At 49.6% G+C, this 17,973-nt stretch carries 16 protein-coding genes and 1 pseudogene; 13 read left to right on the top strand and 4 right to left on the bottom strand.

Annotation, left to right across the window (positions count from 1 at the left end):
- Nucleotides 1-167 precede the first annotated feature (167 nt).
- Together asd and MLD56_RS20450 are read right to left on the bottom strand one after the other, a co-directional pair.
- A complete protein-coding gene (gene asd / locus MLD56_RS20455; protein WP_029518267.1) occupies nt 168-965 on the bottom strand; it encodes an archaetidylserine decarboxylase in 798 nt (265 codons plus the stop codon).
- 88 nt (nt 966-1,053) lie between these two features.
- The gene (locus MLD56_RS20450; protein ID WP_029518268.1) at nt 1,054-2,181 is read right to left on the bottom strand and encodes a YheC/YheD family endospore coat-associated protein; all 1,128 of its coding nucleotides are present in this window, start codon (nt 2,179-2,181) and stop codon (nt 1,054-1,056) included.
- Between the two features lie 204 nt (nt 2,182-2,385).
- On the opposite strand from MLD56_RS20450, the gene MLD56_RS20445 reads away from it, so the two are divergent.
- Both MLD56_RS20445 and MLD56_RS20440 read left to right on the top strand, forming a co-directional pair.
- Nucleotides 2,386-3,549, top strand: coding sequence for a glycosyltransferase family 4 protein (locus MLD56_RS20445; protein ID WP_029518269.1), 1,164 nt, complete (start codon nt 2,386-2,388; stop codon nt 3,547-3,549).
- 113 nt (nt 3,550-3,662) lie between these two features.
- On the top strand, nt 3,663-4,445 hold the full coding sequence (locus MLD56_RS20440) for a WIAG-tail domain (protein ID WP_029518270.1): 783 nt from the start codon (nt 3,663-3,665) through the stop codon (nt 4,443-4,445).
- Between the two features lie 130 nt (nt 4,446-4,575).
- On the opposite strand, the pseudogene MLD56_RS20435 reads toward MLD56_RS20440, so the two are convergent.
- Together MLD56_RS20435 and MLD56_RS20430 are read right to left on the bottom strand one after the other, a co-directional pair.
- Nucleotides 4,576-6,376 (bottom strand): annotated as a pseudogene (locus MLD56_RS20435) (M4 family metallopeptidase).
- Between the two features lie 468 nt (nt 6,377-6,844).
- On the bottom strand, nt 6,845-8,623 hold the full coding sequence (locus MLD56_RS20430; RefSeq protein WP_029518271.1) for a M4 family metallopeptidase: 1,779 nt from the start codon (nt 8,621-8,623) through the stop codon (nt 6,845-6,847).
- A gap of 559 nt (nt 8,624-9,182) precedes the next feature.
- Between MLD56_RS20430 and MLD56_RS20425 the strand changes: the two genes are divergently transcribed.
- From MLD56_RS20425 to MLD56_RS20375, 11 genes are all read left to right on the top strand, one after another.
- Entirely contained in the window at nt 9,183-10,112 is a 930-nt protein-coding gene (locus MLD56_RS20425) for a glycosyltransferase family 2 protein (RefSeq protein WP_029518272.1), read from the top strand.
- Nucleotides 10,109-11,044, top strand: a complete 936-nt coding sequence (locus MLD56_RS20420; protein ID WP_029518273.1) for a glycosyltransferase family 2 protein — start codon at nt 10,109-10,111, stop codon at nt 11,042-11,044. The genes MLD56_RS20425 and MLD56_RS20420 overlap by 4 nt, the downstream gene beginning before the upstream one ends.
- Entirely contained in the window at nt 11,041-11,841 is an 801-nt protein-coding gene (locus MLD56_RS20415) for a glycosyltransferase family 2 protein (RefSeq protein WP_029518274.1), read from the top strand. Before MLD56_RS20420 ends, MLD56_RS20415 begins: the two co-directional genes overlap by 4 nt.
- Nucleotides 11,838-12,569, top strand: a complete 732-nt coding sequence (locus tag MLD56_RS20410; protein WP_029518275.1) for a sugar phosphate nucleotidyltransferase — start codon at nt 11,838-11,840, stop codon at nt 12,567-12,569. The genes MLD56_RS20415 and MLD56_RS20410 overlap by 4 nt, the downstream gene beginning before the upstream one ends.
- A 72-nt stretch (nt 12,570-12,641) precedes the next feature.
- Entirely contained in the window at nt 12,642-14,102 is a 1,461-nt protein-coding gene (locus tag MLD56_RS20405) for a glycosyltransferase family 2 protein (RefSeq protein ID WP_029518276.1), read from the top strand.
- 118 nt (nt 14,103-14,220) lie between these two features.
- Nucleotides 14,221-14,508: a hypothetical protein gene (locus tag MLD56_RS20400; RefSeq protein ID WP_013311765.1), complete on the top strand. Its 288-nt coding sequence runs from the start codon at nt 14,221-14,223 to the stop codon at nt 14,506-14,508.
- Nucleotides 14,509-14,537: 29 nt separating this feature from the next.
- Nucleotides 14,538-14,870, top strand: a complete 333-nt coding sequence (locus MLD56_RS20395; RefSeq protein WP_029518277.1) for an alpha-helical endospore appendage domain-containing protein — start codon at nt 14,538-14,540, stop codon at nt 14,868-14,870.
- Nucleotides 14,870-15,220, top strand: coding sequence for a hypothetical protein (locus tag MLD56_RS20390; protein ID WP_029518278.1), 351 nt, complete (start codon nt 14,870-14,872; stop codon nt 15,218-15,220). Before MLD56_RS20395 ends, MLD56_RS20390 begins: the two co-directional genes overlap by 1 nt.
- Nucleotides 15,168-15,527 (top strand): FliH/SctL family protein, encoded by a 360-nt coding sequence (locus MLD56_RS20385; RefSeq protein ID WP_039272662.1) that lies wholly within the window; start codon nt 15,168-15,170, stop codon nt 15,525-15,527. Before MLD56_RS20390 ends, MLD56_RS20385 begins: the two co-directional genes overlap by 53 nt.
- A 182-nt stretch (nt 15,528-15,709) precedes the next feature.
- Nucleotides 15,710-16,801, top strand: a complete 1,092-nt coding sequence (locus MLD56_RS20380; protein ID WP_029518280.1) for a CgeB family protein — start codon at nt 15,710-15,712, stop codon at nt 16,799-16,801.
- 33 nt (nt 16,802-16,834) lie between these two features.
- Complete coding sequence (locus tag MLD56_RS20375) at nt 16,835-17,968, top strand: CgeB family protein (RefSeq protein ID WP_029518281.1); 1,134 nt, start codon at nt 16,835-16,837, stop codon at nt 17,966-17,968.
- Nucleotides 17,969-17,973 lie beyond the last annotated feature (5 nt).

Genomic DNA, 17,973 nt, shown 5'->3' with positions numbered 1-17,973 from the left:
CTGTTTCGGATTTAGGCATAATGGGAGTAACGCATGACAAATATAAAGGATAAATTCCAAAAAAAGGACCCGAGCCATTACGCCGGGTCCTTTTTTATATGAGCAATTTATATCATTCGATCCCAATGCTCATATGTGTAGCTATAATCCTGTTATGATATATTCACTTATGCTTTGGGATCATGTCGAAAGCAACCCAGACGTTGTCCCATTTTCACCACATCCCCCAGCTTCAATGCGGGGTCTGGCTCAAACGTACCGTTCTCAGTTAGCAAAACGACGGTTGACCCAAATTCGAAATAGGCGAGATCGTCTCCTTTTGTCCATGAGACGGCTTTATCATCCGTATATTTGATGCTACTCACATTCATTGCGCCAACCTTAACGACCGCCACCTCACCGTATTCGTGGGCGATGTACGTAATCTGTCGTTCATTGCGGCTAAGAACTGCTCGCATATGCTGCAAGCCGAAGTCATTCACTGGGTATACCTTGCCGCGCAGATGCTCTTTTTCTACCAGCGTACCGGATACTGGTGCATGAATGCGATGATAATCCGTCGGGCTGAGATAGAGTACAAAAGCATAGCCGTGTGTGTATTTTTCAAGACGCGGAGAGCGGTTAAGAAGCTCTTCCAGCGTATAGTCCTGCCCTTTGACATTCAAAAGAGTGCCGGACGTAATTGGGCCAGTGAAAGTAATCCGTGCATCCACCGGACTGGTCATCACCTCGGCGTTCGTATCAATCGGGCGCATGCCCGCTTTTAATTTGCGTGTAAAATAGGCGTTCAGAGAACGGTATTCCTTCCATTCCTGTTCAGCCTCATGCGTCTGGATCTGGTACGTACGTATAAAGGTGGGGATAAAAAGTCGGCTTGCACCGCTTTGCGCGAAGGAGCCCACAATCCGGCACACCCACTTGCGCGATGATAGCTCCGTCATGAGCCGCAGCCACTGTTTTGCCATTACAGATCCCCCTTGTTCATTTCCGAGCCGTCTTGGCCGGAACCTGTCCGGCCGCTCTGAACTATATTGACACAGAATGTGACGTAAATCAATACAGTGGACGGCCTGGTGAACGTTCGGTATCTGACGAAGGCATCCGTTCGAGAAGCCAACGAGCGTAAGCCATCGGCTGAGTGTATGTTTCTTTCCAGACATTGTGCATGCCAGCCTGGCTGAAGCCATAGCGCTGGTCACGACCGTTGCATTCGATAAAAACAATCTTGCCTTCACGGGTAATTCCCAGATCCAGACCGACATCGGCGAGACGAGGAAGGGTTTGTGCCAGTCGGTGCACGATTTGTAACGAGAGCCGCTCTAGTTCATTCATTAACCGGACTGCGTTCGAAGTCTGAACCGTCTCTGTTTGTGATAACACCTCCAGTAAGGAACGGGCCGTCCCCCCCTGTGCCACATTGGAGACAAAGGTGTGGGAAGGAGCAATTTTAGCGAACATGCCTGTCACACCCCAGATACCGCCATATCCGCGCTGAACCGTCACACGGATATCAAACGGACGATTGTTGTACAAAGCAAGCGGTATGGTTTCCTGTACGATATGAGGCACATGCAGCAGTCGTTTGTGTAGAAATAACGGGAGTTCTCCGACATGCAAACGTAGTGTGGACCAACGCTCAGGTATAGAAGGATGTGCACATTGCAAAGTCCAGCCTCCGCGGGAATGCCGCAGACGCATAATTCCTCTACCCACGCTACCGCTACTGGGTTTAATGACAACATCTCCGGTTTCCTCCATTAAGGTATGGATGGAGGAAAGGTTGCCTTGCAAGGTTTTGGGGAGGTGGATGCGTAGCAGAGGGTCTTCCTGCAGAATTGCATGTATATGGTCTTTGGGGAAACGGTTTTGTTCATTAAAAATATAGTATCCCTTTTGTACAAGCTTGTTGATATCTCTAGCATTTTCATTTTGCCGATAGAGAGTCCGATTGTGGATGACCGGCGGCAACGGAAGAGTCATTTGCCGATACTCGTTGCCGTGTTTAACAAAAGCCCGGCATGTTCCGGTCGCTATATGAATATCCTCCAGACGAAGAAAGCAGGGGATGAGCTCGTAGCTTAACCCGGCGTCCTCGTAATTGGCGATGGATTCATATCGCGTCCTCATGGCGGGAATGCCCCGGTAGGTTGCCGGGTTGAGCATGACGCCGACATGCAACATGAGTATGTCCGCCCTCCTTGTAGCACTCCAACTGATCATACTGTGATTGTAGTCCATCATATGTATCAAAGATCGGCCAGGCATGGACGCTAGCCTTGCGGTAAGCCCAAAGTTAGAAGCGAGGCACCTTTCAGGGAGGCAGACGATATGATACAAGATGAGTGTTGCAGAGTGTTGGAATAAGGTCAGAAAGTAGGTGTGGTGATGCAGAGGCCGAAGGTAGCAGTTGTTACACCGGGCTCCTTTGTTATACCTTCGCCCCGCAGCAGTTCTGTGGAGCGGGTAATTGCCCGCATGGTACCGCTGGCTAGTCATGAGCTTCAGGCGCAGATCTATGGCATAAAGGGAGCAGAGGCATCGGATCATGGCGATGTCGACGGAATTCCCTGTATGCGTTTTACGCGGGGAGCAGGTTATATTTCTGAGGTGATTGCCGATTTAAAGAGATGGTCACCAGCGGTAGTAGATGTACACAACCGCCCGGCAGTTGCGTATGCCATTCGCGAGGCTTTGCCCAATAGCCGAGTTGTGCTGACCTTGCATTCGACCACGTTCATCCGGGAGCCTCACCTTGAACGGAAGGACATGGGTAGGCTACTGGCATCAATGGATCGCATTATTGTGAACAGTGCGTATTTGGGAGCAATCGTAGCTTCTGACTGTTCCGAAGCAGTCAGGAAACGCATCGTCGTAAACAAGCTGGGTATCCATCCTGGCGATTTCCTGCCACGGTGGACTCCAGCAGCAGAAGCGGCCAGGTCGGCGCGATTGGACGATTTCGGCTGGTCAGGCCGCCAAATCGTATTATTTGCGGGCAGACTGATGCCAGGGAAGGGCGTTCACCGGCTGCTCAAGGCCCTGCGGCATGTCGTCCGCGCCTGCCCGGGCGTACTGCTGCTCATTGCAGGTAGTGCCTATTACGGGCATGACCGCCTCACGCCGTATACGGCGTCGTTGCATCGGCAGGTGCGTAAACTAAGGTTGGGGAAGCATGTGCAATTCCTAGACTATGTTCCGCATCCAGCATTGGCCTCGCTATATCAGCTAGCCGATGTGACTGTTGTTCCTTCAGTGAAGGATGAGGCCTTCGGGCTGGTCAATCTGGAAGCTATGGCGGCAGGAGTGCCGGTGGTCGCTTCACGAATCGGCGGTATTCCAGAGGTAGTACAACACGGCGAGACAGGCTGGCTTGTGTATCCGTCTCACGGTGAGCAGGAAATGGCCGATGCCATCATCAGGCTGCTCCAGCAACCTGACTTGCGACGACGGATGGGAGAAGCCGGACTTGGCGAGGTACGGAGACGATTTTTGTGGCAGCACTCAGCACAACGCTGGGCACAAATCATAACGGACTGCGCAACGGAGTGACGCAGGCGCTGTTACGCGCATAGGTTATCTTATAGGCATTAGCCATGATACCCAGCCGGGTGAATGAAGCGGAGCGACCGCTGGTTCACTCCTGTGCCAAAGGAGCGGTCACCATGAACCATCGTACGAACCATAGCCCTAAGGATAAAAGAACAGCGCGACGTAACCCTTCCAATGCGGTTCCCTCCCGCCGTGTTAACAAGGAAAAAGCGGCTTCGACTTCCGGCAGTCCTAGACCGAGCCAGCGCGGGACGGCAACGGTTCCTGCCCCTGTAGAGAAGGATACCTCCGTTCAAGCTGTAGAGGAAGCGGCGTGGAAGAAGCATAAGCTTCCCAAAACGCTAGAGGAAGCGATGCAGATGAATCGAGCATCTGTACTGCTGTTGTCTGTGCCTGAGTCAGATACGGAATGCAGGATGGATAACGATAAACCGTCTATTACGACGGAAGATCAGGCAGAGCAAGATTCATTACTGGATTGTTCCATAACCAGTATTCACATTGCGGAAGGAAGACACCGCCCAAAGCAGCGTGTGATCTTGCCTGAGCAAGATATCGATCTAGCCTTCGATACGGAGAAAGAAGAATTAGACTTGAATGCCATTCACGATGGATCAGCGACCAGTGACGAGGCTTCTGACGATCATATAGCTTCACCACAATATGGGAGCATTTCTTTTCACCTACCCGCACGGGCAGATAGGGGCGAAGTGAGCGTTGTATTTGAGAAGCCATTTATAGATACACAATATGTAATCACTGCCAATGCGAGTATACCGGGAGTGATGGTATCCGTCACACAACGTCAGAGGCATTCGGTAGTACTTACTGTGGAACGCATACACTCGGGACCGATATGTGAAGGGTTGGTCCTTTGGATTGCGATGGGGCAATAATAAGAAGCCAGGAATATAAGTGTCCATAATCAACTTTATACTAGAAAAAAGGCGTCCCATAGTGGGACGCCGTATACATAAAAGGGAAGGGGGTAGACTTGTAATATCGGGGAAGTTTGTATTATTTCACTTATCTCACACCTACAGCGTCAAAAGACTTCATAGCAGAGGTTACGGCTATTGAATTTTCACCATAACTATCTTTGGCCGCTTGGATAACAGCGGCACGCGCGGTGGAGAAGTTAGACGTAGAAGTCAGATAATTGGTGAAGGCATTATAATAAATATATACGGCTGCATCACGTCCGATTCCATCTACCTTGACACCATGGAAGGTGCCTCCTTGTGCCAGTAGATAGTAGGCTTTATTAATAATGCCACTATTAATATGGGCTCCACCATAATCCTCGTTGTTAGGATCAGGATAGAGATTGCTGTAGTGATCGACTTGACCGTATTTGGCAGGATCGGAAAGGGAGCGAATGGCGTCGCCCTTAATATTAGGAGTATAAGCGACTTTGCCGAAATCCCAATTGGTACGCTCAATGTCGTTGCCTATAATATCTGAGATGGCTTCACTTAATGCACCAGATTCAGCGAAATACACGAGCCCTGATGAATGCTCGGTTACACCGTGTGTCAGCTCATGGGCAACAATTTCAAGATCGCTGCTAAAAGGGGCAAATAACGTGCCGTCTCCGTCTCCGTAAAGCATGTGAGTGCCACCCCAGTGGGCATTATTGTAGTTCTTTGCGCCGTAATGGACTGCCGAAGCGATAGCCATGCCATGCCCGTCAATGCTGTCGCGTCCAAATCTATCCTTGTAATAATCGTAAGTGCGGATAGCGTAAGCGTGGGCATCCACCGCAGCAGGATCTTCCCATACGTTATCGGAATCTGTATACAGGGTGCCGGGGAGCGTCTCGGTGTTGTGGACGTTATAAGTTAGGATTCCTTTACCACGAGTCGTATCCTTTAGTTGATACTTCTTGCCCGAGACTGTGGTTTCAAATGTTTTGGTATCGCCGAATACACCGCGCCCTGTGCCGATCACTTCGTTAAGAATGTCATACTTGAATACGATTTTTCCGTCATTAGCGTCAATAAAGTAACGTGTGCGCAGCAGAGTGGGCTGTAGAGTATTAACTTTTGGTTACATAGACGAGACGTGTGGAGTCTCCATCGGGATAGATGTACAGTTCTGCTGTAGGGTCCACGCTTGGTTCCAGATTTGCAATCTTGGGAATAGAGGATGCAGGCTCTACCACTTCCAATGTACTGTTCTCCAGTTCAGCTGCTTTATCCAAATCCAAGGAGTCCTTATCAACAGAGATTGAAAATTCATTGTTAGATGCTGTTCCGTAAGTGTCTTTACTTACACTACTTGTACCCTCGTAAGGTTCAGGAACGATTGGGGCGGAGGAAGGGAGAGACTGAACCCGTATAGCTGCATCTTTATAAGCGGTATATACAGCCTCAGTAGCACTGATTTTTGGAGTTGTATTTTCTTTAGCATCGGCTTGTTGATTTTCTGAAATGACAGCTCCCAAATAAGAGGTGATTTGACCAGACTTGTTCACATGGATGGTCTGTTCGGCTCCAAATACGGGAATTCCGTCTACATATTGTTTTAACCGATAATGCTTTGTACCAAATTTGTCACTGGTGCGATCCACGATACGAAATTGCTCGCGCACATGGGAACCGATGTGGGTATCGTCCAGACTCAATAATGTTTTTTGTTGTCGATTTAAAAAGCTCCAGACCAGATTGTCGCCTGTTACCGTTGAAGGAGACTTCCAGTTCACCGTTTGGAATGTTGGCGTAAACTGAGTCGGATCGGGAACAGAATTTTCAGCTGCGGAGGCTCCAGGCGCAATGGCTCCTAATAACATAGCTCCTCCTAGAAGTGAAACCCATACTTTTTTCAATTCATACTCACTCTCCTTAATTAATGTTGGGGTAAAAAACACCCTGTTTGCAGAAGCCTAGCGTCATATATGTAAGTCTTGTTGCTCCTTTGAAACGTGAAGAGGCTGGATAAAAATGACCTTATGTAAAATATTAAGGTTTATTTTTTTTGCAATTTCATCGTCTCGGCTCTGATATTAGCACAGAGGTTGTCGAACGAGAAGATTAATTTTACAAAATACCCCAAAATGAATCTTTAGTCCCTGATTTACGGTTTATTTGTCTTATTTAGTCGAAAATGATCGTAGGGACTCTATGAATATGAAAAGGGCGCCCCTTTGAGGGGACGCCATAAATAAGGGGGGAAGGGGCGCAGACTTGTACACTGCACCCCTATTTTTTCGTCCATTGTATGAGTAGGGCCACATGACAGTTGCACAACGGCAACGGTCTATGGACGAGAATATGAGGATTATAGCGTATATGATTTAGTTTACACCTACAGCATCAAAAGATTTGGCAGCTGCAGTTGCTTGTGCCGAGTTCGCACCGTACAGATCTTTTGCCGCTTGGATCACAGCAGCGCGTGCGTTGGAGAAGTCAGAAGAAGAAGTCAGGTAGTTCGTAAAGGCACTATAGTAAATTTGGACCGCTGCATCGCGGCCAATTCCATTTACAGCTACCCCATGGAAAGTACCACCTTGTGCCAATAAATAGTAGGCTTTATTAATAATGCCGCTGTTCGTATGAACGCCACCGTTATCGGAGCTGCCTTTATACAAGTCGGAATAGTGATCTGGTTGATCATACAGCGTAGGATTTGACATAGAGCGAAGGGCATCGCCTGCAATGTTTGGCGTATAAATATCATCGCCTACAAGCCAGTTTTTACGCTGAATGTCATTGCCGATAACGTCCGAGAAAGCTTCATTTAATGCACCGGACTCTCCGTAATATTCCAAATTCGAAGTATACTCTGTGACACCGTGCGTAAGTTCATGTCCCACTACATCGGGGTCCCCGCTGAAGGCGATAAATGTGCTACCATCCCCGTCTCCATAAGTCATTTGGGAGCCATTCCAGAAGGCGTTGTTGTAGCGGCTACCGTAATGGACTGTCGAACGGAGTTGCAGCCCGCGTCCGTCAATGCTGTTGCGTCCAAATTTAGACTTATAGTAATCATATGTTTTGGCAGCATATGCATGGGCATCCACGCCGGCTGGATCATTCCATACATTATCGGCATCGGTCAGAAGGGTACCTGGGATGCTTTGGCGGTTGGAGGCCGTGTAAGTCACGATACCATTACCGCGTGTTGTATCTTTTAACTGGTAGCTACTACCGGAAGCCGTCGTGTTGAATGATTTGCTATCACCAAGCACACCTTTACCTGTGCCTGTCGCTTCATTAATGATGTCATACTGGAATACGATGCTGCCATCATTGGCATCAATAATGTAGCGAGTACGCAGTGGGGCAGGTTCTAAAACATTGACTTCTGTTACATAAACCAGCTGCAGGTCTTCCCCTTTAGGATAGAAGTACAGATCGGCTTTAGGATCTACTTCTGGCTGCAGATTAGCGATTTTGGCAATGGAACTTTTTTCTGTCTCCACCGCTTCAATTTTGCTATCTTTCAAGGCAGACGCTTTATCAAGACTCAGCTCGTCTTTATCAATGGATAGCGTTTTTTCGTTGTTAGCTGCTTCGGCGTAAGTGTCTTTGCTTACACTGCTTTGTTCCTCAGCATCTTTAGAAATCGTATCGTCGGAGGTAGGGAGGGCTTCAATCCGTGCAGCTGCTTCTTTATATGCAGTGTAGACCGCTTCAGAAGCGCTGATTTTTGGAGTTGTACCTTGCGTAGCTTCAGCTTGCTGATCCTCAGTAACCACCGCTCCTAAGTAAGAGGTGACCTCACCAGATTTGCCCACATGAATAGTCTGTTCAGCTCCATATACGGGAATCCCGTTTACATACTGTTTCAGCCGATAATGGCTCACACCGGACTTGTCGCTTGTGCGATCAACGATTCGGAATTGTTCACGTACACTAGAGTCGTCCGCACCCAATAACGATTTCTTTTGCCGATTCAAATAGCTCCATACAATGTCGTCACCCGATACCGAGGAAGGGGCTTTCCATTGCTCGGCGTGAAAGGTCGGTGTAAGCTGAGTCGGCCCCGAAACGGAACTCTCCGCTGATGCACCAGACGCGACAGACCCTAACAACATAGCTCCTCCAAGAAGCGAAACCCATACTTTTTTCATTAAAAATTCACTCTCCTCGATTAATGTCAGGATGAATCATCCTGTCTTGAATAAGGCATTGCGCCATTTATGTAGGTCGTGTTGTCGTCTGGAATAGAAGAAAATGGAACATGAAGAGAAATACCGAAGTGTTTTTCATGAAGCGTACGTGAAAAGAGGGTACTGCAGTATGAAGCATGTGGCCTAAAAAGGTGACAAACTCCTCCTTTCCTGTCGTATATAAAGAAAATAGAATAATGGTGGATAATGGAAAATAATGACTTATGCAAAAAAAACTAATGTTGATTTTTTGAACTCCCATCATCTGGCTCTGATATTAGCACAGAGAATGACAGACGAGAAGATCTATGTCACAAATTTATCCAAAATGAATCTTTAGACCCTAATAACTCACTTATTTAATAGGATTAATAAGTTATGTAAAATAAAGTCGAAAATTGCTATGTCGAAAAGACTCCACGCTTGCCGTTACACACGGCTTTTGGACCGCATAGGTTATGTTGAACTGTCCTAATCATGCTGTCCATCTATACAGCAGGAAGGGAGGTGAGACGGGAGCATGAAGAAGCAGGGAAGAGCTGGATACAAGATCAAACGGAGGCGGCATTCCGGCGCATACTATCATTCTAAGATGTGGCTGCCGTTACGAATGCCGAACATGCATAAGACCCCTGCCATGAGGGAGGTACTCGACACGGAGAGAGGGGCACAGATCGGCGAAGAGCGACCATCTGGACCGTCATCAGTGGGAAAGTTTTTCGTATCTGTCATTATTCCGGCCATGAATGAGCAAAAAACAATTGGAGCTGTGATTCGCGAGGCGCGCCGTGTCCATCCACATACAGAGGTTATCGTCGTTGAGAACGGATCACACGATAGAACGGCGAAGGTGGCAGCAGCGGCGGGAGCTCGTGTACTTTCTTTCCCGGAACCGCTCGGACATGATGTTGGCCGTCGTGTTGGAGCGGAGGCGGCATCCGGACAGATCCTGCTTTTCCTGGATGGGGATATCGTCATTCCCTGCGTTAGACTCCGACCGTTTATACACGCCATATGTGCAGGAGCGGATGTGGTGCTGAATGATTACCATGGACCTGTGAATCGTACGCCCGTACATCCTGTAGTGGAGGCAAAGCATGTATTGAATATCTTGTCGAATCGTGCTGATTTAGGGGGAGCGTCTATGACTGGCATTCCACACGCCATTAGTCAAAAGGCTCTAAATAAAATAGGTCCAAAGCCCTTGGAGAAACCTCCCTTATTTCAAGCTATGTCCATCGCTTCCGGGTTACGAGTGGTGACTGTATATGGAATAGCTGTCGGTAAAATAAATGCGACACGTAAAAAACAGAACGGCAAGGACCCGCTGGCAGGTGTAATTGTTCAGGATCATCTGGATGCCATTGCCTGGCTTACATCGCATCTGGGAACGCGTGCGGGCTTTACGGATTTGGAGCGCAAACGGATCAGAGACGAGGTGAAACTGTGAGTAGACCGTATCGCAGAGGGAAGCGTGAAGAACCGAGCTGGGGGATCAGACGTGTTCAGCGAAAACGAGGAACGACGACTTCAATGCATAGCCGTAGGGTGAGAAAGCCCACACCTCGGGCAACAGGAATGACCGAAGTGACTCCACCTGTGGAACGCGAAGTTCCGGGAGATATTGTATTACAGGGAACCGCAGCGGCCGTGGTCAGCGCCTGTAATGAAGAGGCTACGATTGAACGGGTGCTGAGCGAGCTGGAAAAACTCCCGCTTACGGATATCATTGTCGTATTGAACGGCTGCACGGACGGCACGCGCTCCACCGTAGCCAAACATCATCCTAATGTGACTCTCGTCAACGTGCCCGATCGACTGGGGCATGATGTTGGCCGTGCAGTAGGCGCGCGTATGACGCAGGCTGATATTGTGCTGTTCGTGGACGGAGATTTGCCGATTCCAGCATCTGATTTGCTGCCTTTTCTCCACGCGGTGGATCAGGGAACGGATGTCGCGCTTAATGATCTGGGCAGACATTTGCCCCCCTATGCCCAGCAAGACAGCGTGACACGGTGCAAAGCATTCCTGAATCGCGTACTGCGCAGACCGGATTTGGGAGCAAGCTCATTGACCGCGGTACCGCATGCATTATCTCGGCGTTTACTGGATCAGCTTGGCTCAGCCGTGCTTGCCGTACCGCCAAAAGCCCACGCCATGGCAATTCTGTATGGCATGATCGTGGCGGCAGTACATGCTGTTGATGTCATTAAAACGAACCGTAAGCGGACCTTCAATGTTGGCAAAGGGAACGCTATGGAACAGTTGATCGTCGGTGACCATGCAGAGGCACTGACGGCGGTGTTTCAGGTAGCCGGGTACTCCCCGCTCGGGCCTGTTCCAACACGGGTAGACGTTGCCAAAGGGAGGAATAAGCTATGAGTCTGACGAGCATCATTATTCCGACTTATAACGGCCTGCATCTGTTAAAGCCGTGCATTGAGGCGATTCGGACACATACGATAGATGTACCGTATGAAATCATTGTTGTGGACAACGCTTCGAATGACGGAACGGATGATTTTTGTGCATCCGAGCGGCTGATCAGTATACGTCTTCCTGAAAACAAAGGCTTTCCAGCAGCATGTAACACGGGGCTCCGGCTGGCTTCAGGTGACCAGTTCGTTATTTTAAACAATGATGTGACGGTTACGCGGCGATGGCTATCGAATATGTTAGCTGCATTGCAGAGCGAAAGCATCGTGGGATTGGTGGGACCGGTGACGAATTGCGTCAGCGGTATTCAGCAGATACACGGCTTGGAAGGAGATTTGGCCAGCTGTCTGAGATATGCGGAGCAGAATAATGTAAGTAATCCCTCCAGGTGGCAGGAGGTTAAGCGGTTGGTCGGATTTTGTTTGTTATTCCGGCGTGATCTGATGGAACGGATCGGATTGCTGGATGAACGGTTCAGTCCCGGACATTATGAGGATGACGATTATTGTCTGCGCGCACGTGTGCATGGCTACAAGCTGCTCATGTGCAACGACTGTTTTGTCTATCACGAGGGGAATGCGAGCTTCTCACGCTCGGAAACTTCCTGGATCGAAGAGCTGATCGAGCGGAACTATCGTTTGTTTATAGAGAAATGGAGCATAGATCCCAGAATGTTCATCGAAACTGGAAACGCTGGGGTTGTATGCACTGAACATGCTGTCGAAGGAGGAAGGAAGATATGAAAGGGGTTATTCTCGCAGGAGGAACCGGATCGCGCCTTCATCCGTTGACTACATTACTCAACAAGCATCTGCTTCCGGTCGGCAAGTATCCCATGATCGTATATGGTATCGAGAGGCTGCGACAGGCCGGGATCACGGATATGCTTATTATTATTGGTAAACAATCGGCCGGACTGTATACCGATTTTTTGGGCAGTGGCAGTGATTATGGTGTCCAACTGACATACCGGATTCAAGAAAAGGCGGGCGGCATTGCGGAAGCACTCGAACTGGCAAGAAGCTATATGCAGGCAGAAGAGAAATTCACTGTTTTGTTAGGTGATAATTTGTTCAAGGAAGACTTGGGACCTGTGATCGAACGATTCAAGCAACAGCCCCCGGGGAGCGCCAGAGTGTTGTTGAAAAAGGTGGCAGATGCCCGTCGTTACGGGGTACCCGTGTTTGATCCTGAGCGCCCGGAGAGCATTACGCGGATTGAAGAAAAGCCGCAGCATCCCCAATCCAAATATTGCGTTACGGGTATCTATATGTACGATACTGCCGTGTTCGATAAAATCCGGCAAATTACACCTTCGGCACGTGGTGAGCTTGAGATCACGGATGTTAACAACTGTTATGCTGCTGAAGGCAAGCTGGAATATGATATTTTACGGCGTTATTGGAGCGACGCAGGAACCTTCGATTCCCTTCAGGAAGCTGGATTGAAAATGAAAGGACTTCTACCTTGATCTCAATGAAACACCATCCTACCGGGCCAGGCATATAGTATAGGCATAATGCCACCCGGAGGAGTGAACGGCATGAAACGCCTGAATATGCAAAGGAAACACAGCAAGCGGCTCGGAAAGAAAGGCTATTGGTCAGGATATAAAAGGGGCCAGGAGCAAGGTAACAGGTTGGGTCAGGCTTCGTTCGGCAAAGTATTTGAAGGCGTCAGTATTATCATTCCGTCCTGCAATCAGCTTCAACAGCTCCGTGCATGCATTCACCGTATTGAGGAGAATACGAGCCATCCTCACGAAATTATTGTAGTGGACTGCGGCTCGACGGACGGGACATCCACCTATTTGCTCCGTAAAAGCATCGCTGTGCGTTATGCGCTGTTAAAAAAGGATGTGCAAATGATAGGTAGCCTGAATCAGGGGCTGATGATGGCAAAAGGCACTACTATTGTGGTACTGGATCAAAACTCCATGGTGACCCCCGGCTGGTTGGCTCGGTTGTTAGGGTGTTTACACAGCGATCCGTGTATGGGTGTTGTTGGGCCTGTAACGAATGGTCCATTCAAAGAACAGCAGATTGAGGTTCCTGATATGAACGAAAATGGAGCACGTCAATTTGCCATGACCTTCAATGTTCCCAAACCGGATGCATGGCGAGAGACCGAAAGCTTGGCTGGATTTTGTTTATTGCTGCGCAGAGAGACACTGAAAAAAACGGGCTACTGGGACGAAGGCTGCCACAGTATTGAGGAGGCCCATGCAGATTGGCTACTGCGTGTGCGTTTGTTGGGGATACGTATGGCAATTGCCGGAGATGCTTTTATCCATTATGAAGAAAGAGATCGGGATACGGTGTATGGTTTTCCTCTAACGACCGAAACAAGCGGTTCAATGGAGGAAAGCAGCCGGAACCGATCCTTTTTTGTACAAAAGTGGGGGGATGCGGATAAGCTGTTTCACACCCTGAAATTCAGTACAGCGGAGACGGACGGCCAGATCTCAACAGATAAGGAAACACACGTATCAGCGGCAAGCTTTTACCCCATCGGAGCGGTTGTTCAGGGACCGTCCGGTGTAGTATTTCGGTTAGAGCCGGGAAGAAGGCGGTATCTGCATGGAGTCAGTGCTGCGGGAGGTGAAAACGTGCGCCCTGTCAGATTGTCTCAGCTGGACTTGTTGGCACTTCCCTTGGTAGGGAAGCCGGAGGTCACAGTTTCCGGCAGCACTGATGCACCTGTAGCTGAGTCGCCAGAGGAACCCTTGCCTGTGCTGGCGGCTCCTGAGCTGGGGAACATGTCCATGTTGCCCACACTTCATATCCCCGCTCAACGTAAGCGCTGGATCGAGTTACTGTATGCTGAAGGTGGGCAACTGTACCAAATCGGCAACGGCTGGAAAAGACCATTCCTTACCCTCTACGCTGTGATGAGCTGGCGGGCTGAGGACTATCCAATTCAATTTTTGTCCTCCGAAGAATTGTCGGCATTGACGGAGAAGCAGCCTATTATTGCTCCACCAGTGTTGCGAGGGCATTTGTGATGATCGAATAGGCGCTTTTAGGCGGAACCGACTACTCGCTGCGGCATACGCTGTAGTAGCGGAAAGCCCGTAGGTAATTCGTGCGTTCCGCACGGCGGAGCACATAAAGGAGGGGCTTATGCATAACGAGTTAGATGATTTGCTGATCCACATTTCGCACTCGCAGCAGCAGATGTCGAGGTTGTTGGATGCGGAACGGCAGGTGGTTGTGCGCATGGCGCAGATCATACATGAACTGCCAGATGAGGAGCCGCGTTTTGACGGAATTCCGGGCATTCTCGACAGCTCGGGACAAGTAAACAAAAGCATTGTGGCCTATCTGAACGGCATTGCCGATCTTCAGGAAGCAATGGCTGAAATGCTCGTTCGTGTCGTGAAGGAAACGGCATACCCGGAAGAGGAGTAACGTAACAACCGAGGGCAGGGAGTGAACACATGAGTAGGGAACAAGCAATGATTCACATGCTGGACGCGGCCTCCAAAATGCAGCGGAATGTGTCTATGATCCTGGAGGCCAAGGCGGTCGAAGCAGAAAAAGTGCGTAATTGGGCGCTGAACCATCTGGCGCCCCACGCCTTTGACACCGATGAAGAACAGCTGGGGCGACCTTTGGAGATTCACGAGCAAATGGTGGAAATGCTGGAGGGATTAACGCGGCTTCAGACTGGTCTTTGCAGCAATCTCAAAGCATTGCTGGATCAGGATGAGCAGCAGGGTGGCGGCATGGAAGGGATGATGGGAGGCATGGGCTCGGGGGATATGAACTAATGAGCATGAGGCGTGAACGTGAGATCAAGCTGGATATAATGGAGTCTATTGCTGCCAGCCAGCACGCCGTTGCCCGGATGCTGACCAGTCTTGCGGACTTGACGCCCCATGCGGATATGTCGGCTACCCGTCTGGAAGAAACCATTCGTATACTCAGCAACTACCAGGGCGAAATCACGCAAATGTTGGCGGGTATTCCATTAAGACGACAGGTATATGGAAAACCGATGAAGCCGTGGCTCCATGTGCCTGTTCAGAAAAATGAAACCACCACGAGAAAGCAAAGGAGGAATGAAAATGAGCACAAGGTGGGAACGCGCCACTCGGGAAAAAGCCCGCAAAAGACGTAAAGATGCCCGGCGTTCCAGCATTCGCAGATTAAAACGGAGAAGAAGACGTCTGCTTGCTCTAAGACGCCGTAAAAGAGGACATCATTCTGCACGTAGAAGACATCCTCTTTTGCGGCGGCGAAAAAAACCTCAAGCTAACCCGGTGGCAGTCCCTTCTGCGGAGAATCCACAGCCCGGGACTGTTGCATTGGAGCATGATCCGCAGGCATTTCAGCAGGGGTATGATGCAGCTTACAACGAGGGTTTCAATTCAGGCTTTGCCAAAGGTTATGAAGATGGACACCAGGTCGCTTACAAGGCTCAGTAAACTATGCAGAACATCCATGACAGCTAACCCCCCGAAGCTACACAGCTTCGGGGTTATTTGCGGTTCGGCAGTTGGACGGGCAAACGCCAATTTTGTCCGGGCAGTGGCAGTCGTCCATGATGCGTTTGACCCCTCCGCATATAGTTTAGGAGTGACAGAAGTTTATCCTACAACAGGACAGGGTGAAGGATGTGAACGATCAACAAAGCGGAAATGAACGCGAAGCGTACCGATGCGGCTATCGGGAAGGACGCAGAATGGGCGGTTGCACGGCTGCTCTGTCACAGGTCGTGGCCATACAGCCTGCTGTTCGTCATTTGAAAGTGTTGTATATTCCGCAAGGTTTCGCAGCTATAGACACAGGTGTGCAAGAAGCATTAGGCCAAATATGCAGCTCATGCGCCATCGGTACGCCTGCTACGATGCTAGCTGACGCCGAGGCTCAACGTCCAGACCTCGTGCTGGTCATGAACGGGCTGCATGTTTTTCCGGCGGATCATCTGGAGCAGGTACAGCAAATACGAGCCCTAGGCATTCGGACGGCCATATGGTTTGTAGATGATCCTTACTTTACGGAGGATACGGCGTTGATCTGTCAATCCTACGATGTCGTATTTACGCACGAAATTTCTTGCCTGCCGTTTTATCGCGATCAGGGAGTAACGAGGGTTCACTATTTGCCGCTGGCTGCGTCAGCTCGTATCTTTTATCCTCGGCGGGTAGAGCGGGAGCATCAGCATGATATTTGCTTCATTGGAAATGCCTTCTGGAACCGTGTGAAGCTATTCGACCACCTAGCTCCCTTCTTGGCGGACAAAAGAGTGCTGATCGTAGGTGGGCACTGGGATCGGCTGACCCGGCGGGATGTGCTGGAACGCTTTATCCGTCCGGGTTTTATGGAACCGGAAGAGACCGCTCAATATTATAACGGCTCTAAAATTGTCATCAATATGCACCGCCCGACAGACCCCGGACTGGATAATCGGAATACACACCAGCTTTCAGCGGAGTCCATCAATCCTCGGACATATGAAATTTCTGCTTGCGGCACGCTTCAAATGACGGATGTTCGGAAGGATTTGAGCCGTTATTACCGACCAGGCTATGACATTGAAACTTTCTCTGGAGCAGATGAATTGAAAGTGAAGCTGGACTACTATCTCAAGCATGATTGGGAACGCGAACGCATGGCCTGGCGCGCATTGTACACGACTATGCAAAAGCATATGTACTCCAATCGCATGGAAGAACTGCTGGACAAGGCGATGGCCTAAAGTAAACACCATAAACAGTGAGGAGTGAAAGTGATGACGATATCTACGACAGGACCGTATGACCCGGCTGTTCACCAGACGGCGGCAGCCTCCTGGGAAAAGGGGAGAACTGCGGGATTGCATGACGGATACGACGAAGGATATCTGCGCGGCCGTGCTAACGCAATTGTTGCGCGGATGAAAGCAGTTTTCCCTTTTCGACAGATCCATGTACTGTATGTCGTCTCAGGCAAAGGCCTTCCGTATTCTCCGCTGGATGAGGCGGTCATTACCACATTGCAGAGCATGACGGCTCAGGTTACCGTAACAGACCCACGTCAGCCGGTAGGAGATATTGCCGCTCAGCTCCGTCCGAATCTGATGCTGGCACTGGATGGAATGGATCTTCCGTTGGAGCAGGTTACTGCGGTACGCCAGTTGGGCATCCCCACCGCCATCTGGCTAACGGACGATCCATATTACACCGACACGACGACCAAAATCGTTACGAATTATGATTATGTGTTCACGTTAGAAATGAACTGCATGGAGCTGTACCGTCAGTTGGGTTGCACGTCTGTGCACTATTTGCCCTTTGGAGCATTTCTGACTCACTATTTCCCCCTCAGCTCGCCCGCTTCGGTACGACGTGAGATTGGGTTTACAGGCTCAGCCTACTGGAACCGCATCTATTTCTTTAATCCGATTATGCCGCAGCTCATGGCTCGTAACATTAAAATCAACGGAATCTGGTGGGATCGTCTCCCAGATTATCAGTCGTATGGCGACAAAATTGAGCTGGGTCGCTGGATGTCTCCGGGCGAGACCAATGATTCGTACAACGGCAGCAAAATCGTAATTAATCTTCATCGTTCCCATCAGGATGATTCGGTGAACAACAACTCACTGAAAATTCCGGGGGCTTCGCCCAATCCGCGTACGTTTGAAATTTCTGCCAGTGGCACGTTGCAACTGACAGATACAAGAGATGATCTGGCTCGTTTTTACAAGCCAGGGGAAGAGATAGAGACCTACAGCTCTCAGCAGGAACTGCTGGAGAAGGTTGAGTTTTATTTGACGCATGAAAAGGAGCGTCGTGAGATTGCTCTGCGTGCTCTGGAACGAACCCTGCGGGAGCACACGTATGGTCACCGGATTGACCAACTGTTGTCGGTCATATTTCCATAAGGTGA

The organism is Paenibacillus peoriae, from assembly GCF_022531965.1.
Classification (GTDB): Bacteria; Bacillota; Bacilli; order Paenibacillales; family Paenibacillaceae; genus Paenibacillus; species Paenibacillus polymyxa_D.
Note: the sequence above shows the minus strand (reverse complement) of the source record. Positions and strands in the feature narration are given on the sequence as shown.